The sequence below is a fragment of the Micromonospora sp. NBRC 107095 genome, from assembly GCF_030269705.1.
Classification (GTDB): Bacteria; Actinomycetota; Actinomycetes; order Mycobacteriales; family Micromonosporaceae; genus Micromonospora; species Micromonospora parva.
The window spans coordinates 184,705-207,536 of the sequence record NZ_BSTU01000002.1; the positions used below are offsets into that span (position 1 = coordinate 184,705).

20 protein-coding genes are annotated in these 22,832 nt (G+C 71.6%); 3 read left to right on the forward strand and 17 right to left on the reverse strand.

Annotated features, from left to right (window positions below):
- Positions 1–196: 196 nt before the first annotated feature.
- The 10 genes from atpD to glyA form a co-directional block, all read right to left on the reverse strand.
- The gene (atpD, locus tag QSK15_RS13165) at positions 197–1,633 is read right to left on the reverse strand and encodes a F0F1 ATP synthase subunit beta (RefSeq protein WP_285794517.1); all 1,437 of its coding nucleotides are present in this window, start codon (positions 1,631–1,633) and stop codon (positions 197–199) included.
- The gene (locus tag QSK15_RS13170) at positions 1,633–2,562 is read right to left on the reverse strand and encodes a F0F1 ATP synthase subunit gamma (protein ID WP_130404088.1); all 930 of its coding nucleotides are present in this window, start codon (positions 2,560–2,562) and stop codon (positions 1,633–1,635) included. The genes atpD and QSK15_RS13170 overlap by 1 nt, the downstream gene beginning before the upstream one ends.
- A gap of 4 nt (positions 2,563–2,566) precedes the next feature.
- A complete protein-coding gene (atpA, locus tag QSK15_RS13175) occupies positions 2,567–4,219 on the reverse strand; it encodes a F0F1 ATP synthase subunit alpha (protein WP_285794518.1) in 1,653 nt (550 codons plus the stop codon).
- A 165-nt stretch (positions 4,220–4,384) separates the two neighbouring features.
- Positions 4,385–5,206 (reverse strand): F0F1 ATP synthase subunit delta, encoded by an 822-nt coding sequence (locus QSK15_RS13180; protein ID WP_285794519.1) that lies wholly within the window; start codon positions 5,204–5,206, stop codon positions 4,385–4,387.
- Positions 5,206–5,745, reverse strand: a complete 540-nt coding sequence (locus QSK15_RS13185) for a F0F1 ATP synthase subunit B (protein ID WP_279519714.1) — start codon at positions 5,743–5,745, stop codon at positions 5,206–5,208. The genes QSK15_RS13180 and QSK15_RS13185 overlap by 1 nt, the downstream gene beginning before the upstream one ends.
- 25 nt (positions 5,746–5,770) lie before the next feature.
- Entirely contained in the window at positions 5,771–6,013 is a 243-nt protein-coding gene (locus tag QSK15_RS13190) for an ATP synthase subunit C-like protein (RefSeq protein ID WP_130404096.1), read from the reverse strand.
- Positions 6,014–6,080: 67 nt separating this feature from the next.
- The gene (gene atpB / locus QSK15_RS13195; protein ID WP_285794520.1) at positions 6,081–6,878 is read right to left on the reverse strand and encodes a F0F1 ATP synthase subunit A; all 798 of its coding nucleotides are present in this window, start codon (positions 6,876–6,878) and stop codon (positions 6,081–6,083) included.
- A gap of 11 nt (positions 6,879–6,889) precedes the next feature.
- Complete coding sequence (locus QSK15_RS13200; RefSeq protein WP_285794521.1) at positions 6,890–7,126, reverse strand: AtpZ/AtpI family protein; 237 nt, start codon at positions 7,124–7,126, stop codon at positions 6,890–6,892.
- Positions 7,127–7,307: 181 nt separating this feature from the next.
- Positions 7,308–7,733, reverse strand: a complete 426-nt coding sequence (locus tag QSK15_RS13205; RefSeq protein WP_285794522.1) for a hypothetical protein — start codon at positions 7,731–7,733, stop codon at positions 7,308–7,310.
- Positions 7,726–9,015, reverse strand: coding sequence for a serine hydroxymethyltransferase (gene glyA, locus QSK15_RS13210; RefSeq protein ID WP_285794523.1), 1,290 nt, complete (start codon positions 9,013–9,015; stop codon positions 7,726–7,728). Before glyA ends, QSK15_RS13205 begins: the two co-directional genes overlap by 8 nt.
- A gap of 35 nt (positions 9,016–9,050) precedes the next feature.
- Between glyA and QSK15_RS13215 the strand changes: the two genes are divergently transcribed.
- The gene (locus tag QSK15_RS13215) at positions 9,051–10,514 is read left to right on the forward strand and encodes an SDR family oxidoreductase (protein ID WP_285794524.1); all 1,464 of its coding nucleotides are present in this window, start codon (positions 9,051–9,053) and stop codon (positions 10,512–10,514) included.
- 9 nt (positions 10,515–10,523) lie between these two features.
- Here QSK15_RS13215 and QSK15_RS13220 read toward each other — a convergent pair whose 3' ends face one another.
- The 4 genes from QSK15_RS13220 to prmC form a co-directional block, all read right to left on the reverse strand.
- A complete protein-coding gene (locus QSK15_RS13220) occupies positions 10,524–12,635 on the reverse strand; it encodes a transglycosylase domain-containing protein (RefSeq protein ID WP_285794525.1) in 2,112 nt (703 codons plus the stop codon).
- A gap of 130 nt (positions 12,636–12,765) precedes the next feature.
- Positions 12,766–13,377: an arsenate reductase/protein-tyrosine-phosphatase family protein gene (locus tag QSK15_RS13225; RefSeq protein WP_285794526.1), complete on the reverse strand. Its 612-nt coding sequence runs from the start codon at positions 13,375–13,377 to the stop codon at positions 12,766–12,768.
- Positions 13,378–14,025 carry an L-threonylcarbamoyladenylate synthase gene (locus QSK15_RS13230; protein WP_030333157.1) on the reverse strand — a complete coding sequence of 216 codons (648 nt, stop codon included), beginning with the start codon at positions 14,023–14,025 and terminating at the stop codon, positions 13,378–13,380.
- 32 nt (positions 14,026–14,057) lie between these two features.
- Positions 14,058–14,972 (reverse strand): peptide chain release factor N(5)-glutamine methyltransferase, encoded by a 915-nt coding sequence (gene prmC, locus QSK15_RS13235; protein ID WP_285794527.1) that lies wholly within the window; start codon positions 14,970–14,972, stop codon positions 14,058–14,060.
- Positions 14,973–15,045: 73 nt separating this feature from the next.
- Here prmC and QSK15_RS13240 point away from each other — a divergent pair, with 73 nt between their 5' ends.
- Positions 15,046–16,590 (forward strand): GGDEF domain-containing protein, encoded by a 1,545-nt coding sequence (locus tag QSK15_RS13240; RefSeq protein ID WP_285794528.1) that lies wholly within the window; start codon positions 15,046–15,048, stop codon positions 16,588–16,590.
- A 59-nt stretch (positions 16,591–16,649) separates the two neighbouring features.
- Here QSK15_RS13240 and prfA read toward each other — a convergent pair whose 3' ends face one another.
- Complete coding sequence (prfA, locus tag QSK15_RS13245; RefSeq protein ID WP_285794529.1) at positions 16,650–17,738, reverse strand: peptide chain release factor 1; 1,089 nt, start codon at positions 17,736–17,738, stop codon at positions 16,650–16,652.
- Positions 17,739–17,872: 134 nt separating this feature from the next.
- On the reverse strand, positions 17,873–18,097 hold the full coding sequence (rpmE, locus tag QSK15_RS13250) for a 50S ribosomal protein L31 (RefSeq protein WP_030333150.1): 225 nt from the start codon (positions 18,095–18,097) through the stop codon (positions 17,873–17,875).
- A gap of 275 nt (positions 18,098–18,372) precedes the next feature.
- Between rpmE and QSK15_RS13255 the strand changes: the two genes are divergently transcribed.
- Entirely contained in the window at positions 18,373–19,269 is an 897-nt protein-coding gene (locus QSK15_RS13255; RefSeq protein WP_285794530.1) for a phosphatase domain-containing protein, read from the forward strand.
- A gap of 55 nt (positions 19,270–19,324) precedes the next feature.
- Here QSK15_RS13255 and QSK15_RS13260 read toward each other — a convergent pair whose 3' ends face one another.
- On the reverse strand, positions 19,325–22,816 hold the full coding sequence (locus QSK15_RS13260; protein WP_285794531.1) for a phosphodiester glycosidase family protein: 3,492 nt from the start codon (positions 22,814–22,816) through the stop codon (positions 19,325–19,327).
- Positions 22,817–22,832: the final 16 nt, after the last annotated feature.

Below are 22,832 nucleotides of genomic sequence, written 5' to 3' on the forward strand. Positions count from 1 at the left end.
GACGGGCGCACGTCGTCGAAAGGTTGCAAAGATCAACGCTCGTTCAGGTGAGCGCGCGGAACGAACCGTATCTCGGCAGTCGCGGGAGTGACGACCACGAGTAACGGACCGCGACGATGGTAGGACGCGAACATGAACAAAAGACTGCCCCGGCATTGCCGGGGCAGTCTTTTTGTTGCGGATCCGATGGGGCTGGTCAGCCCTTCATCAGCTCCTCAGCCTTCTTCTCCAGGTCGTCGAGACCGCCGCACATGAAGAACGCCTGCTCGGGGAAGTGGTCGTACTCACCCTCGCTGATCTTGCGGAACGCCTCGATGGTCTCCTTGATCGGGACCGTCGAGCCCGGCACGCCGGTGAACTGCTCCGCCGCGTAGGTGTTCTGCGACAGGAAGCGCTCGATCCGCCGGGCCCGGGCCACAGTGATCTTGTCTTCCTCGGAGAGCTCCTCGATACCGAGGATGGCGATGATGTCCTGCAGGTCCTTGTAGCGCTGCAGGATTCGCTTGACCTCGGTGGCGACCTGGAAGTGCTCCTGGCCGACGAACTCCGGGGCGAGGATCCGGGACGAGGACGCCAGCGGGTCCACGGCCGGGTAGATGCCCTTGTCGGAGATCGACCGCTCCAGGTTGGTGGTCGCATCCAGGTGGGCGAACGTGGTGGCCGGGGCGGGGTCGGTGTAGTCGTCCGCCGGCACGTAGATCGCCTGCATCGAGGTGATGGCCTGGCCCCGGACGGAGGTGATCCGCTCCTGGAGCTCGCCCATCTCGTCGGCCAGGGTCGGCTGGTAACCCACCGCGCTCGGCATCCGGCCGAGCAGGGTGGAGACCTCCGAACCGGCCTGGGTGAAGCGGAAGATGTTGTCGATGAAGAGCAGCACCTCCTGCTTCTTCACGTCCCGGAAGTACTCCGCCATGGTCAGCGCGGAGAGCGCCACCCGCAGCCGGGTGCCCGGCGGCTCGTCCATCTGGCCGTAGACCAGCGCGGTCTTGTCGATGACGCCGGACTCGGTCATCTCGGCGATGAGGTCGTTGCCCTCACGGGTGCGCTCACCCACGCCGGCGAAGACCGAGGTACCACCGAAGTTACGGGCGACCCGGGTGATCATCTCCTGGATGAGCACCGTCTTGCCCACGCCCGCGCCACCGAACAGGCCGATCTTGCCGCCCTTGACGTACGGGGCGAGCAGGTCGATGACCTTGATGCCGGTCTCCAGCATCTCGGTCTTCGGCTCCAGGTCCGCGAAGGCCGGGGCCTTGCGGTGGATACCCCAGCGGTCGTCCGGGGTGAGGGTCTCGCCCTCCTTGAGGTTGAGCACCTCGCCGATCGCGTTGAACACGTGACCCTTGACCGCGTCGCCCACCGGCACGGTGATCGGCTCACCGCGGTCACGAACCTCCGCGCCACGGACCAGACCGTCCGTCGGCTGCATCGAGATCGCGCGGACCAGGTTGTCACCCAGGTGCTGGGCGACCTCCAGGGTCAGCGTCTTCTCACCGCCGGACAGGTTCACGGTGACGTTCAGGGCGTTGAACAGGGCCGGCATGGCGTCGCGCGGGAACTCGGCGTCGACGACCGGGCCGATGACCCGGACCACGCGACCCGTGGCCGTCTTGGTCTCTACTGGGGCAGTCATCACACTTCACTTCCCGACGCGGCCAGCGCGTTGGCGCCGCCGACGATCTCGCTGATCTCCTGGGTGATCCCAGCCTGGCGGGCCGAGTTCATCTCACGCGTGTACTTCTCGATCATCTCTTCGGCGTTGTCGGTGGCGCTCTTCATCGCCCGCCGCCTCGCCGCCGACTCACTCGCCGCCGACTCGATCAACGCCGCGTAGATCCGCGTGTTGATGTACCTCGGCAGGAGCGCGTCGAGCAGCGCCTCCGCCTCCGGCTCGAACTCGTACGCCGGCAGCAGCCCCTCGGAGCGCGGCCGGTCCTCCACCTGCATCGGACCGATGATCTTGGTGACCGGGTTCTGCGTCATCAGCGAGTGGAACTCGGTGTAGACGATGTGCAACTCGTCGACGCCGAGCACCCCGTCCGCGCCGGCACCGCCGTCGACGTCGTCCGCACCCGCGGTGAACGCCTTGATCAGCGTCTCGCCCACGGCACGGGCGTCCTCGAACGACGGCTGCTCGCTGAAGCCGGTCCAGTTCGCCTCGATCGGCCGGTCACGGAACCGGTAGAACCCGACGCCCTTACGCCCGATGACGTAGAGCACCGGCTCCTTGCCGTCCGCCTTGAGCCGCGCGATCAGCGACTCGGCCATCCTGATCGCGTTGGAGCTGTAGCCGCCGGCCAGGCCACGGTCGCTGGTGACCAACAGGACGCCCGCCCGCCGCACCCGCTCGCGCGGGGTGAGCAGCGGGTGGTCGATCCGCGCGTTGGACGCCAGCGCCGTGAGCACACCGGTGATGGCCTGGGCGTACGGCAGGGACGCCTGCACCCGGGCCTGGGCCTTGGCGATCCGGCTCGTCGCCACGAGCTCCATCGCCTTGGTGATCTTCTTCATCGACTTCGCCGAGCGGATCCGTTGACGAAGAACGCGAACCTGGGCCGCCATCAGATCAGCTCTCGGCCGGGCGGTCGGTCGCGCTGTCGCGGAAGCGGGTCACCGTCTCGCGGTTCTCGTCACCCTCAAGCGGGGCGGCCGGCGCGTCGTTGACCTTGCGCTCGTCCTCCTTGTTGAGGAAGACCTGCTTGAACTCGCCGATCGCGGTGTCCAGGGAGTTGACGATGTCATCGCCCCACTGGTTGTCGGCGATCGACGCGAGGACACCCTCGTGCTTGTGCCGCAGGTACTGCAGGAACTCGGACTCGAAGCGCCGGATCTCACCCACCGGGATGTCGTCCAGCTTGCCCTCGGTGCCGGCCCAGACCGAGACGACCTCTTCCTGCACCGGGTACGGCGAGTAGTTCGGCTGCTTGAGCAGCTCGACCAGCCGGACACCGCGGTCCAGCTGGGCCCGGGAGGCCCGGTCCAGGTCGGAGGCGAAGGCGGCGAACGCCTCCAGCTCGCGGTACTGGGCCAGGTTCAGCCGCAGCGAACCGGCGACCTTGCGCATCGGCTTCACCTGGGCGGCGCCGCCGACCCGGGAGACCGAGGTGCCGACGTTGATCGCCGGACGGACGCCCTGGTTGAACAGGTCGGTCTCCAGGAAGATCTGGCCGTCGGTGATCGAGATGACGTTGGTCGGGATGAAGGCCGAGATGTCGTTGGCCTTCGTCTCGATGATCGGCAGACCGGTCATCGAGCCGCCACCCAGCTCGTCGGAGAGCTTCGCGCAGCGCTCCAGCAGGCGGGAGTGCAGGTAGAAGACGTCACCCGGGTACGCCTCGCGGCCCGGCGGGCGACGCAGCAGCAGCGACACGGCCCGGTACGCCTCGGCCTGCTTGCTCAGGTCGTCGAAGACGATCAGGACGTGCTTGCCGCCGTACATCCAGTGCTGCCCGATGGACGAGCCGGTGTACGGGGCCAGGTACTTGAAGCCGGCCGGGTCGGACGCCGGCGAGGCGACGATGGTGGTGTACTCCATCGCGCCCGCCTCCTCGAGCTGCCCCTTGATGGAGGCGATCGTGGAGGCCTTCTGGCCGATGGCGACGTAGATGCAGCGAACCTGCTTCTTCGGGTCGCCGGTGCGCCAGTTGTCCCGCTGGTTGAGGATGGCGTCCAGGGCGACGGTGGTCTTGCCGGTCTTCCGGTCACCGATGATCAGCTGCCGCTGGCCCCGACCGATCGGGGTCATCGCGTCGATGGCCTTGATGCCGGTCTGCAGCGGCTCGAACACCGACTGGCGGGACATCACGTTCGGAGCCTGCAGCTCCAGCTCGCGGTAGCCCTCGTCGGCGATGTCGCCGAGCCCGTCGATCGGCTGGCCGAGCGCGTTGACCACGCGGCCGAGGAACGCGTCACCCACCGGAACCGAGAGCACCCGGTCGGTGCGCTTGACCCGCTGCCCCTCCTCCAGCTTGGCGGAGTCACCGAGGACGACGACGCCGATCTCCCGCACGTCGAGGTTCAACGCCACGCCGAGCGTGCCGTCCTCGAACTCCAGGAGCTCGTTGGTCTTGGTCGAGGGCAGGCCCTCGACGTGGGCGATGCCGTCACCGGTGTCGGCGACGGTGCCGACCTCCTCGCGGGAGACGTCGGACGAGTAGGAAGAGACGTAGCGCTCCAGGGCGCCGCGGATCTCCTCCGTCGAGATGGTCAGCTCGGCCATCCTCTGCTTCCTTAAAATTCAGGGGCCCGGGATACCTAGTACCGACCGGTCCGAATGGCGTCTGTCATTCCGGGCGCTGTGCGGTCCAGCCACCCCGATGCTGGGCGGCGGGGCCGCTCAGCCGCGGGGCGGCGAAGCCACCGCGTTGCTGGGCGGCCGGGCCGCTCAGCGCTTCGCGAGCGCGTTGCGGGTCTCGTTGAGGCGGCGCAGGATGGTGCCGTCGTACAGGTCGGAGCCGACCCGGACGCTCACACCACCGAGTACGGCGGGGTCGACCGTCTGCTTGACGGACACCTCCCGACCGTATATCGCGGTGAGGCTCGCACCCAGCCGACGCTCGTCCTCGTCACTCAACGGGGCCGCGACGGTCACGTACGCCACCTGCCGGTCACGCCGGTCGGCGGCCAGCTCGACCAGCCGGGTGAGCGCGCCGCTGAAGGAGCGTCCCCCGAACCCGCCGAGCGCCGCCTCGACGAGGCGGACGGTGACCGGACGGGCCTTGTCGGCGAGCAGCTCGCGGGCCAGGGTGGCCCGCTGCTCGACCGGGGCGACCGGGTCGGCCAGCGCGTTGCTCAGCGCCGACTGGCCGGCCACGACCTGACCGAAGCGGAACAGCTCGTCCTCGACCTCGCCCAGCTCGCCGGCGGAGTCGGCGCTGGCCAGCAGCGCCTCCACGCCGAGGCGCTCGGCGCCGTCGAGCAGCTCCGACGGTGCCGACCACCGGCCGGAGACCAGCACCACGAGCAGGTCGAGCGCATCGGCGCCGATCCGCCCGCCGAGCATGTCGCCGAGCAGGGCGCCCCGATCCTCGCCGGACCGGGCCGGCTCGGAGAGCGCCCGGCGCAGCCGCGGCTCACGCCGCAGCAGGGTCGCCACGGAGAGGATGGCGTCGGCGGTGGAGGCCACCGCCGACGGCTCCGCGCCGCGGACGTACGCGTCGAGGCGCTCGGCCGCGATCTTGTACGACTCCCGGCTGGCGGCCTGCATCAGCGGGCCCCCGTGCTCTCGAGACCGCTCAGGAACCGGTCGACGGTGCCCTTACGCCGTGCCTCGTCGGCGAGCGACTCGCCAACGATCTTGCTGGCCAGGTCCACCGCGATCGTGCCGACCTCCGCGCGCAGCTCGCGCACGATGGTGGCCCGCTCGGCGGCGAGCGCGTCCTTGCCAGCCTGGATGACCCGGTCGGACTCTTCCCGCGCCTTGGCGAGGATGTCCTGCCGGATGCCCTCGGCGTCGGCCCGCGCGTCGTCACGGATCTTGGCGGCGTCGGTCCGGGCCTCGGCGAGCTGCGCACGGTACTGCTCGAGCAGCTGGTTCGCCTCGGCCTGGGCGGCCTCGGCGCGCTTGATGCCGCCCTCGATCGCGTCGACCCGAGCCTGGAACGTCTGCTCCATGCGCGGGAAGACGAACTTCATCAGCACGAAGCAGAGCACGGCGAAGGCGACCGAGCCGACCACGACCTCCTGCCAGAGCGGGATGATCGGGTTGTGGGTCGACTCACCACCCTCAGCGGCGAGGAAAATCATGGTTACCTCCCGGTCAAAGGGTGGATCAGGCTGCGGAGCCGGCCCAGATGAAGCCGAAGGCGATGCCCAGCAGCGCCAGCGCCTCGATGACGGCGAAGCCGATCCAGACGTACGGCAGGGTCATCCGCGACGACTCCGGCTGACGGGCGGTCGACTGGATGTAGGCAGCGAAGACCAGGCCAACGCCGATGCCCGGGCCGATGGCTGCGAGGCCGTAGCCGATGGCAGCGGTGCTACCGGTGACCTCGGCGAGAACGCTAGCGTCCATTGGTGTGGTTCCTCCTGGTTATCACACGTGACTCTCACGCGGGACGACAACGGATGGTGCGGGTGGATCAGTGCTCTTCGGCGAGCGCGCCCTGCACGTAGCTGGCGGTGAGGACGGTGAAGACGTACGCCTGCAGGCAGATCACCAGGAACTCGAGGAAGGTGAGCGCGATGGTCATCACCCAGGAGAGCACCGAGACCGGGGCCAGCCAGGCGTTGGCGCTCAGCATCGCGAAGCCGCCGAGCGTGAAGACCAGCAGGAGCATGTGACCGGCGAACATGTTCGCGAAGAGACGCACCGCGAGCGAGAACGGCCGGACGATGAAGGTCGAGAAGAGCTCGATCGGGATCAGCAGCGGCAGGATGTACCACGGTGCCGGCGGGATCAACGAGTTCTTGAAGTATTTGACGAAGCCGTGCTGCCTGATGCCGATGTAGTTGAACAGCACGTAGCTGATGATGGCGAGGATCGCCGGGAAGGCGATGTGCGAGTTCGGCGAGATCTGGAAGAACGGGATGATCGCGAACGCGTTCGTCAGCAGCACGAAGCAGAACAGGGTCGTGAAGTACGGGGCGAACCGCACACCCTGGTGACCGATCATGTCGACGGCGATGTTGTTGCGCACGAAGCCGTAGATCGACTCAGCGAACCACTGCTTCTTCGTCGGCACCAGCTGCGGGTTCCGGTAGGTCGCCAGGAAGAAGATGATCAGGACGCCGACCGCGATCCAGACCATCGCCGTGATCTTGGTGAACCAGTAGGAGTTCTCGACCCCCCACGGCAGGATGCTGGGCAGGTAGAAGTCGTCCACCGTAGGTGGGAATCCCGCCTGGCCCGCTGCCAGAACGTTCGCCTGTCCGAACACCGCGTCCCTTCCTAAGTAGGCGTGCCGAGTCGGCGGACGACCAGGATGATGCCCCCAGCCATACCGAGCACGACGCCGATCCCGGTGGCGACGCCGCCGGTGTCGAGCCACTGGTCAACCAGCCAACCGATGAAACCCCACACGAGCATGCCTCCGACGAGGTAGCTGAGCGCGGTCCAACCCTGACCGGCACCGGACGGAACATCGTCCGGTTCACCGGCGGGACGGGGGGTTTGGTCACCAGCCATGACGGGGCGAACGATATCAGCCGGGAAGACGAGGCTGTGCCTCACCCCCCGCACAACCGCGGTTGTGTGGGCTTCTCGTGGGCGCCGTCGTCTGTGGGCACGCTACTCCCCTTCCGCCCGTCGGAAAATGACCGGAGGCCGACACATTGCGGCGCGTCCGAAAGGTGGGACGACCGTCAGGTCAGCTGTGCGCCCGACGAGCGTGCACCGTGGTCAGCCACCAGATGTGTACCGCCGTCCACACTGCCACCCCGGCGACGATGCCGAGGCAGAGCGGGATCAACCCGGCCCAGCCGGTCGACGCCACCGCCACCAGCACCGCACCCAGCAGGCTGAACTTCAGCACGTACAGCCCCAGGCCGAGCGGCAGCAGCAACTGCGGGTTGACCTGGTCGGCCCGGGCCAGCACCACCGTGGTCAGGGTGTAGCTGAACACTGTGACGCCCACGCCGGCCGCCGCGCCGAGCGCCCCGGTCAGGCCGCCGGTCACCCCGCCCACCAGCGCCGCGACCGCGGCCAGCGCCGCCGACGCGCCCAGCAGCACCGGCAGGTGCCGCAGCCGCCACCGTCGGTCGGTGTCCGGCTCGACCACCCCGGGCTCAGCCACGGGGGTACGCCGGGAACGCCGCGACCAGCTCGGCCACCTCGGCACCGAGCCGGGTCAGCTGGTCGGCCCCGCCCGGAGCGCCGGGATCGGTACGCACCGCGCGGGCGATCATCGTCGCCACCTGGCGCAGCTCCCCCTCGCGCATCCCCTGCGTGGTGACGCTCGGGGTGCCCACCCGGATGCCCGAGGCCACCATCGGCGGCTGCGGGTCGTACGGAATGGCGTTCTTGTTCAGGGTGATCGAGGCGGCGTCGCAGCGACGCTCGGCCTCGGTCCCGGTCACCCCCAGCTCCCGCAGGTCGATCAGGCCGAGGTGGGTGTCGGTGCCACCGGACACCGGGCGCATCCCCTCGTCGGCCAGCCCGGCGGCGAGCGCCTGGGCGTTGCTGACCACCTGCCGGGCGTACGTCTGGAACTCCGGCTGGGCGGCCTCGCGCAGCGCGACCGCCTTGGCGGCCACCGCGTGCATCAGCGGGCCACCCTGGGTGAACGGGAAGACCGCCTTGTCGATCCGCTGCGCCAACGACTCGCGGCAGAGGATCATGCCCCCGCGGGGGCCACGCAGCACCTTGTGGGTGGTGGCGCAGACGACGTCGGCGTACGGCACCGGCGACGGGATCGCCCGGCCGGCGACCAGGCCGATGAAGTGCGCCGCGTCCACCATCAGGTACGCGCCGACCTCGTCGGCGATCTCCCGGAACCGCGCGAAGTCGATCAGGCGCGGGTACGCGGTGGCCCCACAGATGATCAGCTTGGGTCGGTGCGCCCGCGCCAGGTCCCGTACCTCGTCGTAGTCGATCAGCTCGGTGTCCGGCCGGACCGGATAGCCGACCGGGTGGAACCACTTGCCGGAGAAGTTCACCCGGCTGCCGTGGGTGAGGTGCCCGCCGTGCGGCAGGTCCATCGCCAGCACCGTGTCCCCCGGCTGCACCAGCGCGGCGTACGCGGCCAGGTTCGCGCTCGCCCCGGAGTGCGGCTGGAGGTTGGCGTGCTCGGCCCCGAACAGCTCCTTGGCCCGGGCGATGCCGATCTCCTCCGCCCGGTCCACCTCGGCGCAGCCGCCGTAGTAGCGCCGGCCCGGGTAGCCCTCGGCGTACTTGTTGGTCAGCGTCGAACCGAGCGCCGCCAGCACCGCGGGCGAGGTCAGATTCTCGCTGGCGATCAGCTGCAGGCCACCCCGCAACCGGTCCAACTCGCCGAGGACCACCCCGGCGATCTCCGGATCGGTGGCCCTGAGCTGGGCGAAATCCGGCCCCCAGAAGGTGCTCGTCTCGGTCTCCACAGCAAACGAGTCTAGGGGGCAGCAGACTGGGACCCGTGAGATGCCTCGTCACCGGAGCTACCGGCTACATCGGCGGACGGCTGACGCCGCTGCTGCTCGCCAACGGGCACACCGTGCGCTGCCTCGCCCGTAAGGCGGTGCGGCTACGCGACGTTCCCTGGGCCTCGGCGGCCGAGATCGTCGAGGGCGACCTCAGTAAACCGGAGACGCTGCCGGCCGCGTTCGCCGACGTGGACGTCGCGTACTTCCTGGTGCACTCGCTGGGCCGGTCCGACTTCGAGGCGGCCGACCGGGCGGCGGCGACCAACTTCGCGGCGGCGGCGCGGGCGGCCGGCGTACGCCGGATCGTGTACCTGGGTGGGCCGGAACCGGCCTCCGACGCGGAGGTCCCCTCCCCGCACCTGCGTTCCCGCGCCGAGGTGGGCCGGATCCTGCTGTCCAGCGGGGTGCCCACGGCGGTGCTGCGCGCAGCAGTGATCATCGGGTCCGGCTCGGCGTCGTTCGAGATGCTGCGCTACCTGACCGAGCGACTGCCCGTCATGGTCACTCCACGTTGGGTGCACAACCGGATCCAACCGATCGCGGTCCGCGACGTGCTGCACTACCTGGCCGGCTGCGCCGACCTGCCGGCCGAGGTCAACCGGGGCTTCGACGTCGGCGGGCCGGACGTGCTGACCTTCCTCGACATGATGCAGCGCTACGCCCGGGTGGCCGGGCTGCGCCGACGGGTCATCGTGCCGGTCCGTCCGCTCACCCCGTCGCTCTCCTCGCACTGGGTCGGCCTGGTCACCCCGGTGCCGAACAAGATCGCCCGCCCGCTGGTGGAGAGCCTGATCCACGAGGCGGTCGCCCACGAACACGACATCGCCCGCTACGTCCCGGACCCGCCCGGCGGCCTGACCGGCTTCGACCAGGCGGTGGCGCTGGCTCTGGCCAAGGTACGCGACGCCCAGGTGGAGACCCGCTGGTCCACCGCGAGCGGTCCGGACGCGCCCGCCGAGCCGCTGCCCAGCGACCCGGACTGGTCCGGCGGCACCGCCTACACCGACGTGCGGGAGCGGATGGTGGACGCCACACCGGCAGCGCTCTGGCGGGTCGTCGAGGGCGTCGGCGGCGAGCACGGCTGGTACTCCTTCCCCCTCGCCTGGTCGATCCGGGGCTGGCTGGACCGGCTGGTCGGTGGGGTCGGGCTGCGGCGGGGTCGACGCGACCCGCACCGCCTCCAGGTCGGTGAGGCGCTGGACTTCTGGCGGGTCGAGGAGATCGTCCCGGGCGAGTTGCTGCGACTGCGTGCCGAGATGCGGCTGCCCGGCCGGGCCTGGCTGGAGATGCGCGTGCTGCCGGCCGAGGGCGACCGTAGCCGCTACCAGCAGCGCGCTGTCTTCCTGCCGCGTGGCCTCGCCGGGCACGCCTACTGGGGGTCGGTGGCCCCCTTCCACGCTGTGGTCTTCGGCGGAATGGCCCGCAACATCGCCCGCAACGCCGAACAGCCGCGTTGACGTCGTCGGTCAGTTGCCGGCCTGGGGTTGGTTCTGGAAGGCCGTTCGCTCGCTCGGCGGGACGAAGTCGCGGACCGGTTCGTCGCGCAGGGCGTACGACAGCACCGCACCGACCGCGTTCACCATCTGGGCCTGCACCGCCTGACCGACCGCGTCGCGGGGATCGTCCGGGTTGGCGGCCATCGAGGCGACCGCGAGCTGCGGTGTGAACGCCACCACCGTCTCCGTCTCGTACCGTTCCGAGCTGCCGGTCTTGCCGGCGACCGGGCGGCCGAGCTTCGCCCGCAGCCCCGGTGCGGTGGCACCGTCGCAGCGCCCGTACATCGACTGGTCCCCGACCGGGCAGCGAGCCGCGTCGGTGGCCGCCCGCGCCACGTCGGCGTCGAGCACCTGCCGGCAGTCCGGCTTGGCGGCGTCGACCGGCCGGCCGTTCGAGTCGGTGATCGAGACCACCGGCAGCGGCGCGCACGAGGTCCCCTCGGCCGCCACCGTGGCGTACGCGCTGGCCAGGTCCAACGGGGTGGTCGCGGCCACACCCAGGGTGAACGGACCCCAGTCCTTCGCACCGTAGCGGGCCAGCTCGGCGTCGGACTTGGCCCGCAGCACGATGCCGAGCCGCTCGGCCATTTCCACCACCCGGTCGGCGCCGACCTTCTCGGTGAGCCAGGCGAAGTACGTGTTCACCGAGCGGCCGAACGCGCTCCACATGGTGCGGGGGCCGTCCATCGACGACGGGCTGGCGTTCGCCGGGCACCAGCGGCCGTCGCAACTCGCCGACCCGGTCACCGGGAAGCGGGTGAGCAACTGGGTCGGCGCCACGAACTCGGTCGACAGCGGCAGGCCGGACTCCAACGCCGCCAGCAGGGTGAAGAGCTTGAACGTCGAACCGCCCTGGTACCCCTCGATCGCGCCACCGCCGGCGATCAACTGGTTGACGGTGTTCGGGTGGTTCTTCTGCCCGACCGGGTTGTCCGCCACGCTGTACGCGCGGTTCACCGACATCGCCAGCACCCGCCCGGTGCCCGGTTGCACGACGGCGGTGGGCACCGCCTCGGCCCGGCTCCTGGGATAGATCTTCAACACCTGCTCGGTGGTGGCCCGCTGCACTCCCGGGTCCAGCGACGACACGATGGAGAACCCGCCCCGGCGCAGCGCGCGCTGCCGCTCGTCGGCGGTCGCCCCGAACGCGGACTGGCTGCTCCACCAGCGGGTGAACCAGTCGCAGAAGAAGCCCCAGTCGTTGTGCGCGTCGGGCACCCCGGTGCAGTCGTTCGGGGTCGCGCTGGGCCGCAGCTGCAGCGGTTCGGCGCGCGCCTCCGCTGCCGCGTCCGCCGGCACCTGCCCCGACTCCACCAGCCGCTCCAGGACGTACGACCGTCGGGCCACCGCGCTGTCGGCGTCGCCGTTGATCGGGTCGTCGCTGTCCGGCGAGCGCACCAGGCCGGCGAGCAGCGCCGCCTGGGCCAGGGTCAACTCGGCCGGGGACCGGGAGAAGTACCGCTTGCTGGCCGCCGCGATGCCGTACGCCCCGGCGCCGAAGTAGGCGATGTTGAGGTAGCGGGTCAGGATCTCGTCCTTGTCGAGTTCCCGTTCCAGGGCGAGCGCGTACCGCATCTCCTGGAGCTTGCGGACGGTGGTGAGTTCGGTGGCGGCTTCCCGTTGCGCCTCGGTGAGTCGGGGGTCGTTGCTGAGCACGTTGCGGACGTACTGCATGGTCAGCGTCGAGGCGCCCTGCCGGGTCTGGCCGTCGCGCTTGTTGACGGTGAACGCGCGCACCACGCCCCGCAGGTCGACCCCGCTGTGCTGGTAGAACCGGACGTCCTCGGCGGCCACTATCGCCTGGCGCATCACCGGGGCCACCTCGTGCAGGGGCACGTCCACCCGGTCCTCCTGGTAGAAGGAGGTGATCAGGGTGGTGCCGTCGTTGGCGTAGAGGTTGGACCGCTGCGCGGTGGGCGGCGTACGGAGGGTGTTCGGCAGCTCCGAGTACGGCGTCGACAGGGCGCTGAAGCCGATCCCGAAGACCAGGGCGACGGGCAGGGCGGCGGCGGCCAGCACCAGTCCGGCCAGCACGCCGGCGATCAGCACGGTCAGCAGTTTGTCGAGTTGGGCCCGGATCATCAGCTCTCCCCGCAGGAGCCGGTCACGCTAGGACCCGTTCAGAATGACCCGGAACACCCCTTTAGCCCCGGGTTTTCCCCAAACCCGGAGGAAACTCGCACCACGCCCGGGGCGGCAGCGCGCACCACGCTCAGGGCAGCAGTACGCCGGCCAGCGGGTGGACCGTCTCCTCGATCTCGTCGGCGACCCGGCTGAAGCACTGGTCGCCACGACCCCACGGGTCGTCCAGGTCGTCGGTGGGCAGCGCCGAAGCGCCCAGCCGCGCGTCGTGGGCCGCGGCCACCACTGCCACGCCCCGGGCGTACACGGCCTCCGGGGTGGCGTCGCCCGGCGGCAGCGCGGCGGCGTCCACCGCCGCCAGCAGCCGACCGAACTCGCCGAGCACGAACGTGCGGGCCGCCGCGTCCGGGCGGAGCGCCACCACGTACTCCTGCTGGTCGGCCGTGGCGGTCAGGACCAGGTCGGCGGCGTCGATGTGGTCCGAGCGCAGCTTGCGCGCCGCGAACCCGGCCACGTCCCCACCACGGCCGGTGACCTGCCGTGCCGCCGGCGGGTTCATCTCCTCGCCCGCGTGCCAGCCACCCGTGCCGGCGCTGTGGCTGTGCACCAGTTCCTCGGCCTGGGCCGGGTCCTGCGCACGCCGGGTCAGGCGCTCCCGCACCGCCAGGGCGAGCAGCCGCTCCGCCATCGGCGAACGGCAGATGTTGCCCATGCACACGTGCAGAACCGTGAACGGGGGCACTCAGACCGCCCGACCGTCGACGAGATCCGGAACCACGTCGCGCAGCTTCTCCAGTGGGATCGCCCCGGCCCGCAGCAACTGCGGCACCTCACCGGTCAGATCCACGATCGTGCTGGGCACCGGGTCCGGGCAGGGCCCGGCCTCCAGGTAGGCCCGCACCGAGTAGCTGAGCTGATCACGCGCCTCGTTGGCGGTGACAGCGGCCGGCTGGCCGGTCTTGTTGGCCGACGACACCGCCATCGGGCCGGTCTCGCGCAGCACCTCCAACGCCACCGGGTGCAGCGGCATCCGCACCGCCACGGTGCCGGTCTTGTCGCCCAGGTCCCACTGCAGGCTCGGCGAGTGCTCGACCACGATCGTCAACGCACCCGGCCAGAACGCCTCCACCAGGTCCCGGGCGGCGGTGGGCAGCGAGAAGACCAACCCGTCGAGGGTGTGCCGCGAGCCGATCAGCACCGGCGGCGGCATCTGCCGACCCCGGCCCTTGGCATCCAGCAGCGCCTTCACCGCGTACGGGGTGAAGGCGTCCGCGCCGATCCCGTACACCGTGTCGGTCGGAAGAACAACCAGCTCGCCGTTCTTGACCGCCTCGATCGCCGCAGCGATGCCGCGGTCCCGATCGGCGGGCGACCGGCAGTCGTAGAGCATCACGAGGAGTCAGTCTGCCACGCCGCCCCGATCTAGGCCCGCTGGCCGTCCGCCCGTCGGGACGCGGTGGCGAAGCGGGGACGCCCGGTGAGGTCCGGATGCTCCGCCACGGCGGTGAAGCCGCCGTCCTCGGCGAGCAGCCCGGGCACCGCCACGCCGTGGGTGTCGTCGTGCTCGACGCCGAGCACGCCCCCCGGGCGCAGCAGCACCGCCGCCCGGGCGACGACCGGCCGGATCACCACCAGACCGTCCGCGCCACCGAAGACCGCCTCCGCCGGGTCGTGCCCGGCCACCTCGGGTGGGACCACCACGTCGTCCGGCACGTACGGCGGGTTGCACAGCAGCACGTCCACCCGGCCCACCAGCTCGGCCAGCAGGTCCGGCGCGGTCACGTCGGCCTCGACCACCTCGATCGGCCGGTCCCCCGCCGCCGCCCGCTCCGCCGCGTTGCGCCGCAGCCAGGTCAGCGCCGCCGGGGACCGTTCCACAGCGACCACCCGCGCCGCCGGCAACTCCTGGGCCACCGCCAGGGCGATCGCGCCCGAGCCGCTGCACAGGTCCACCACCAGCGGGTCCGGCAGACCCTTGGCCTGCTCGACGCCCCAGCCGGCCAGCAGCTCGGTCTCCGGCCGGGGCACGAAGACACCCGGGCCGACCGACAGCTCCAGGTGCCGGAACCCGGCCCGACCGGTCAGGTGCTGCAACGGCTCACGCGCCGCGCGGCGGCGGGTCAGCTCGTCGAGCCGCACCAGCTGGTCGCCGTTGAGGTCGTCGGCGAGCGCCAGCCGGCCCCGGGGAACCCCCAGCACGTACGCCGCCAACAACTCGGCCTCCACCCGGGCGGAGCCGACCCCGGCGGCGGCGAGCGAGCGGGCCACCCGGGCCACCGCGGCGGACGGCCGGACCGGGCCTGTCCCTTCGGGGGGGTGTTGCGGCAAAGTACTCACGACATAATCATGAAGCGTCGCGGGCGACGTGACGAACAGGTGCGCCCTGGCGCGCACGACAGGAGGTTGGCGGGTGGGCTGGCTCGACCGGGTCGAGGACCAGGTTGACGCCCTCACGCACGCCCGGGCGTTGCAGGAGGCCAGCCGCTCCGCGGAGTCGTACGTCCTGCTGGAGCGGGTGATCCGCACCACCAACGACCCGGCGGCGCGAGCGGACGCCATGGTGCAACGCCTCTCCGCGCTGATCAATCTCGGTCGGACCGCGGAATTCACCAGGGCCATCGAGGAGGCGTCGGCGGCGGTCCGCGACCTCGCCGAGCCGTACCTGCACGGTCACCTCAACGCGCTGGCCGCGCTCGCCGCGCACCACCAGGGCGCGCTGGACCGCTGCGTCATGCACCTCGTCCGAGCGGCCCGCGCGCTGGGCGCCGTCACCGACCCGGACCGGGACACCGCCTGGGGCTGGCACGACCTGGCCATGGCCTACAGCTACCTGAGCTTCCACGGGTACGCGCTGGGCGCCATCGAGCGGGCCCGGCAGCTCGGGCTGACCGCCGGGATCCCGGAGGAAACGTTCGCCGCACCGGGCATCCGGCTGCGCAACGCCGTGGCCCTGGACCACAACGGCGACAGCGACGGCTGTCTGCGGGTGCTCCGGGACGTGGCGGCCGACCTGGCCCGCTTCGTGCGCGCCGGGCGGGCCGGGCAGCTGCGCCCGAGCAGCCTCGCCGCGTACGGCTACGCGGCCGCCCGACAGGCCGCACTCGGCGACCAGGTGGCGACCGAGGGCACCGAACCAGCCCGGTTGATCAGCCACGGCGGGGACAGCGCCCGTGCCCGCGACCTGCGTCAACTGGGGCAGGTGTGCCTCGCGGTCGCCGACGGTCGGCCGATCGAAGCGGTCGCCCGACTGGACACCGTCCAGGTGTCCAACGAGACGCTCGGGGCGGCCGAGCCGGCCCGGCTGCGCAGCATCGCGCTGACCCGCGCCGGGGACCACCTGGCGGCGCACCGGGCCGACCGGCTGGCGTTCCGGCTCGCCGCGCAGCGCAACGACCGGCTGCGCGACGTGTACATCGACGGCATCGCCGCCCGCATCGACCACGAGGAGATGCGCCGCGAGGCGGCGCGCTTCGAGGGCGAGGCGTTGACCGACCCGCTCACCGGGCTGCCCAACCGCCGCCGGCTGGAGCGGTACATCACCGCGGTGGTCACCCGGGGCGAACGGGTGGTGATCGGCGTCTGCGACCTGGACGGTTTCAAGGCGGTCAACACCCGGCACGGGCACCACTCCGGTGACCTGGTGCTCCAACGCATCGCCGGCGTGATCAACCGGGTGATGCGCCGGGGCGACTTCGTGGCCCGCTACGGCGGTGACGAGTTCGTGGTGGTGCTGCCGGACACCGGCATGGCCGAGGCGGCCGAGGTGGCCCGCCGGATCGAGGCCGCGGTCCGACTGGAGGACTGGGAATCGTTGGTGCCGGGCACCCCGGTCGGGGTGAGCATCGGCTTCGCCGAGGTCTCCGGCGGCAGCGGGCTGCGCGACGCGCTCAGCGTGGCGTTCGAGCAGGCCGACCGCGAGATGCTCCGCGCCAAGACCCGCCCCCGAGCAAGCTGACCGACCGGTACGCCGCGGTCAGCGGCGGGTCAGCGCGGCGGTCGGGTCGAGCGCCGCGGTCAGCGGCGGGTCAGTTCGGTGTCGCCGGCGAGCCGGGCGGCACGGTCGGCCTCGGTGAGGGCGTCCAGCACCCCGTCCAGCTCGCCGCCGAGCGCCAGGTCCAGGTTGTACGCGGTGTAGCCGATCCGGTGATCGGTGATCCGGTTCTGCGGGAAGTTGTAGGTGCGGATCCGCTCCGAGCGGTCCACCGTGCGTACCTGCGCCTTACGCGCGTCCGAGGCGGCGGCGTCGGCCTGCTCCTGGGCGGCGGCCAGCAGCCGGGCCCGCAGGATCCGCATCGCCTGTTCCCGGTTCTGCAACTGGGACTTCTCGTTCTGGCAGGAGACCACGATGCCGGTCGGCACGTGGGTGATCCGCACCGCCGAGTCGGTGGTGTTGACCGACTGGCCGCCCGGGCCGGACGAGCGGAACACGTCGATGCGCAGGTCGTTCTGGTCGATGGTGACGTCGACGTCCTCGGCCTCCGGCAGCACCAGCACCCCGGCGGCGCTGGTGTGGATCCGGCCCTGCGACTCGGTCACCGGGACGCGCTGCACCCGGTGGACGCCGCCCTCCCACTTGAGCCGCGACCAGACGCCGTTGCCGCCCTCCGGCACACCCTTGGTCTTGATCGACAGGGAGACGTCCTTGACCCCGCCCAGGTCGGAATCCTGCGCGTCGATCACCTCGGTGACCCAGCCGTGCCGCTCGGCGTAGCGGGTGTACATCCGCAGCAGGTCACCGGCGAACAGCGCCGACTCCTCGCCACCCTCACCGGCCTTGATCTCGACGATCACGTCCTTGGCGTCGTGCGGGTCGCGCGGAATGAGCAGCTCGGCGAGGCGCTCCTCCAGCACCGGCAAGGACTCGGCGATGGACTCCGCCTCACCCGCGAAGGACGGGTCCTCGGCGGCCAGCTCGCGAGCCGCGGCCAGATCGGCGCGGGCCTGCTCCAACTCGTCGGCGGCCTTGTGCAGCGGCACCAGCTCGGCGTACCGGCGGCCGACCCTGCGCGCGGTGGCCTGGTCAGCGTGGATGGCCGGGTCGGCCAACCGCTTCTCCAGCTGCGCGTACTCGTCGAGAAGGCCGGCCAGACGCTCGCTGCTCATGCTGCGGATGCTCCTTCGACGGTGCGCGACGACCGGGCCGGGCCGGGGGGCCGGCGGCCGGGCGGGAAAACTGAGGGAAACGCGGACGGCGCCCGCGTCCGGTGGAAAACCGGACGCGGGCGCCGAACGAGGAGCTACTTGGCCTTCTTGGCCTGAACCTTGGCGTACTTCTGCTGGAACTTCGCGACCCGGCCGGCGGTGTCGAGAACGCGCTGCTTACCGGTGTAGAACGGGTGGCAGGCGCTGCAGGTCTCGGCGTGGATCGCCCCGCCCTTGGCGGTGCTGCGGGTCGTGAACGTGTTGCCACAGGAGCAGCTGACCTCGGTGGTCACGTACTCCGGGTGGATGTTTGCCTTCATCTCGCCTCGGTCCTCTCGTTGGTGGTCGCCGGGTCGCCGTCATCGCTCGTCGCGCCGTACGCGACGGGCTCGGGCGTGAACCGGAACCGGTGGCCGATTGACCAGTGTGCCATGGGCCTGAGCCGACCCGGTAATCGGGCCGCACACCTCGTCCGGCATCGTCAACACGTGCCTACCCGTCCGCATTCCCACCGCCCGACGGGGCATTCGCGCACCCGGCGGACCGCCGCCAGGTACCCCGACCGGGGTACGCCCGTCGAGCCGGAGGTGCGTCGATGACCCGCCTGATCGCCACCCGGGGACTGCCGGCCTCGGGCAAGACGACCTTCGCCCGCACGCTCCAGCCGTCCGTCGCGCGGGTCAACCGGGACGACCTGCGCCGGATGCTGCACGGCGAGCGGTTGTTCACCCAGTGGGCCGAGGCGCAGGTGACCGCCGTGCAGCAGGCTCAGGTCGAGGCGCTGCTGCGGGCCCGCGCGGACGTCTGCGTCGACGACACCAACCTGCGCTCGCGGACCCTGCGGGGCTGGGCCGACCTGGCCGCCCGGCACGGCGCGCAGTTCGAGGTACACGACTTCACCGACGTGCCGCTGGACGAGTGCCTGCGCCGCGACGCCGCCCGCCCGGCCGCCGACCAGGTGGGTGCGGACGCGATCCGCCGGTTGCACGAGCGGTACCTGCGGGGGCGCACCCTGCCGCTGCCGGTGCCACAGGCACGTACCGGACGCCCCGGCGCCGTGCACCCGTCGTCGGCCGAGCCACCGGAGATCATTCTGGTGGACATCGACGGCACCGTCGCGCTGGCCGTCTCCCGCAGCCCGTACGACATGACCCGGGTGGGCGAGGACCAGCCGAACCTGGCGGTGATCGCGGCGGTCCGGGCGATGCACGCCGCCGGGTACGGGGTGGTCTTCTGCTCCGGGCGGGACGCCTCCGCCCGCGCGGCCACCGAGGCCTGGCTGGCCCGGCACGTACGGGTGCCCTACCTGGGTCTGCACCTGCGGGCGGTCGGTGACTCCCGCAAGGACTCGGTCGTCAAGCGGGAGATCTACGACCGGGAGATCCGGGACCGTTACCGGGTGGCTGGCGTCTTCGACGACCGCGTCAAGGTGGTCCGGATGTGGCGGGATCTCGGCCTCACCGTCTTCCAGGTGGCCGAGGGCGACTTCTGACCCCGGCACCGCCGCCCCGGCCCGTGCGACTCGACGGGGCGGGGCGGCGGCGGTTTCAGGCTGCGGGCGCGGCGGCCCGGGCGGTGAGTGTGATCGCGGTTTCGGTACGGACGCCGTTGACGGTGACCGCCAGAACCACCGACCCGGGACGCAGCGCCGTGAGCGTGCCGGTGGCCGGGTCGAAGCGGGCCGTGTGCCACGGACGCACCCCGGCCGCGGAGCCGACGTGCACGCCCGGCGAGGCCGACCAGTCGGCGCTGACCGGAGCGGCAACCGGCACCGTACGACCGTCCGGCTGGGTGAGCCTGGCGGTGACCGTCGCGGGGCTGCCGACCGCCACGCTGGCCGGCGCGGCAACGGTGAGCCGGTCGGCGTGCGCGTGGAACTCCGCGTCCACCCAGACCGGCCCCTCGGCGAGCGGGTCCCGGCGTGCCCGGTCGGCCTCGGCCGGGGTGACCGGGTCCACGCCGAACTCCGTCCAGCCGGTGAAGCCGCCCTGGTCAGCGGGGGTGGATGGGGTCTTGCCGGCGTTGCCGTTGATGACGTAGGGCACCCCGTCCACCCGGTCGGCGTGGAACGTGCCGACGTGCCCGCCCACGAACAGCGCGCCCTTTCCGGTGCGGTGCTGGAAATCGGCCATCCACTGCTCCAGCAGCGCCGCCTCCTTGCGGTCACCGAGCTGGCTGGCCTGCGCCGGGCTGGGGTCGCGCGCCGGGTGGTGGTGCAGCACGACGACCGAGCCGACCCGCCGGTCGGTGGCCGCCGTGTCCAGTGCCTGGCGCAGCATCCGCACCTGGTCGAAGCCTCCACCGCGCAAGGTTCCGGTGGACGAGTTCAGCGTGACGAACCGGGTGCCGTTGTGGTCGAACACTCGTGAGGTGGCACCGAACGCGGCCTCGAAGTTGCTGATCGGCGCTCCCATGATCTCGTGGTTGCCGGGCACGTAGTACCAGGGCAGGGCGTCGCCCAACTCCTCGTCGAGGATGCGCTTGGCCAGCGCGAAGTCGGCCGGGTAGGCGGTGTCCACGAAGTCACCGTTGATCAGCAGGAAGTCCGGCCTGGCGGCCTTGACCTCGCGCAGCGTCCGACGGGCCTGGGCGACCAGGTCACTGTCCGGGTCGGCGGCGACGAACTGGGCGTCGGAGAGCACCGCGAACCGCCACGGTGCGCCGTCGACGGTGCCGTCGCGTACCACCACCCGATCGGTACGCGGCGGCACCGCCGGCACATCGACGGTCGGTGGCACCTTCGCCACCAGGTCGTCGATGATCACCTCACTGGAGTACTGCGCCGCGGCGTTCGTCTCGGCCACGTAGAACCGGCGCACCCGCACCGGGTACTGCACTCCGGCTGGCACCGCGAACTCCACGTACCGCCACCCGGTCCAGGTGATCAGGGGCCCGCGCAGCACGTGCTGGGTGTCCTGGGCGTCGTGCAGGTGCAGGCTCGGCCACTCCCCGGTGCCGTTGCCGTGGATCCACATGCCGAACGCCTGCGGCTGGCCGGGCACCTCGATCCAGGCCGGTGGGTCGGCGTACGCGGCCCGCGTGCCGGTGGACTGGCTGAAGTCGTACGTCATCCGTAGGCCCGTGCCGGTGTGTCCCGGCGCCGGCGCGACCGACCCGCTGGCGCGGGCCTGGCTGAACCGCCAGGATCCGGCGTCGTCGAAGCCGGCCACCGGCACGTCGGTCAGCCCAACGGTGACCGGCAGAGCGGTGCTGGTGCGTCCGACGTGCACGGTGACCACTGCGGAGCCGGTGTCCCGCAGCGCGCTGACCGCGAGGTTGCCGTCCGCGGTCGGAGTGATCCGCAGCAGGTCCGTGTCGTAGTCGAGGGTCAGGTCGGCCGGCTCGATCGGCGCGGTGTTGCCGTCGCCGTCGTACCCGACCACGCCGACCACCGCGTTGCCGTCGCGCCCGGTCAGCCCGACGCGCGGCACGGTGGTACCGATCCGGGTCAGCGGGCCGAGCACGGTGAGACCCAGCGAGCCGGCGGCCCGGCCACGCGCCGCGGTGACCGTGCTGGCCCCTGGTGTGCCCGCGTGGAACACCCCGTCACCGTCGACCCGGCCGCGTACCGCCGGGGTCACCCGCCAACTGGGGGCGCCGGCCGCCGGGCCGTACGTCTCGTCGTAGCCGGCGGCGGTGAGGACACGGGTCAGGCCGGGAAAGACCCGGTCGGGCCGGCCGCCGCGCACCGGCGAGATGCCCGGAGCGGCGGTGGGGTCGCTGGCCGTCTGCACCCAGTAGCCGGTGAGCCGGCCGCTGCCCTTCGGCGCGTAGATGGCCAGGCCGTTGGGCACGGCCCGCTCGGTACCGTCCGACGGGCCGTTCTCCACCTGCACGGCGGGTGCGCCCGGCTCCCGGGCCAGCAGCGTGGACGAGCCGCCACCGTCGAGGTTGAGCGCATGGTGGGCGCCGAGCTCGGCCATCATGCGGCCCATCTCGGTCTGCGTCACGCCGCGGCTGTCGACCTGCCGGCCGTCCACCGTCAGCATGATCATCTTTCGGCCGTCGGCGCTGAAGCCGACGGCGGTGCGCGGAGCCAACGTCGGATCGGCGATGCTCTGCGCGACGCCGTCGCGGACCAGCACGTTGCCGCCTCCGACGGCAGCGTGCAGGCTGCTGCCGTCGGACGGCTTCGGACGCCAGGCCACCGTCACCGGGTCACCGGGGCGAAGACCAGCGAGGGCGTCCGCACCGGCGTCACGGCCGAGCAGCACGGTGCTGCCGGCGGCGATCGGTCCGCTACCTGCCACGGCGCCCACCCCGGTCACCCGGCCGCCGGAGACGGTGACCTCGACCACGCGGGCCGCGCCGTCCACCGCCCGCTGCCGGGAGTACGTCCCCCAGAGTTCGGTGAACGCGCCGACGCCGTCGACCTGCACCATGTTGTTGAACTGGGTCAGCGGCACCGGCCCGGTGGGCAGGGTGGCGCTGCCGTCGAAGTTCACCTCGATCACCCGGCCGACCCCGCTCGTGGTGACCGCCACCGCGTTGTGGTGGCCGCCGACCGCCGACTGGATCAGCTCGCCGTCGCGGATGCCGACGCCCTGGGCGGCACCGGAGTTGTTGATGTCGAAGAAGTCGCCGTTGACAGCGGCGACGGCCCGCGTGGCGTCCGCCGCCTTGCGCAGGGGCTCGGCCCGGCTGACCGCCCCGGAGTTGACGTAGTCGACGGTGGACCCACCGGCGAGGTCGGTGGTGAGGGCATCGGCGCGCAGCCAGCCGTCGGCGTCGTACCGGTCGAAGGAGGTGAGCTGCACCCCCGGAGCGACCGGTCGGGTGGTCTTCGTGGTCTCCAGTCCGCCGGCCGGCTCCAGGCCGTCGGCGGCCGAGGTCGAGGCGGTCGCGGCGGGGTCGGTGACCAGCCCGACGGAACTGGACGGCCACGACGACGCTGGCGGCGCGTCCTCGGCGACGGTGGACGGGGCGACGGCGGACGGGGCCGGCGGGGCGGCGGTGGCCGGCAGCGGCGCGGCCAGCGAGAGCAGTGGCGTCAGCAGCAGGACGCCGGTGCGGCGGGCGGATCGTCTGCGGGTACGCATGGACGACAGTCAACCC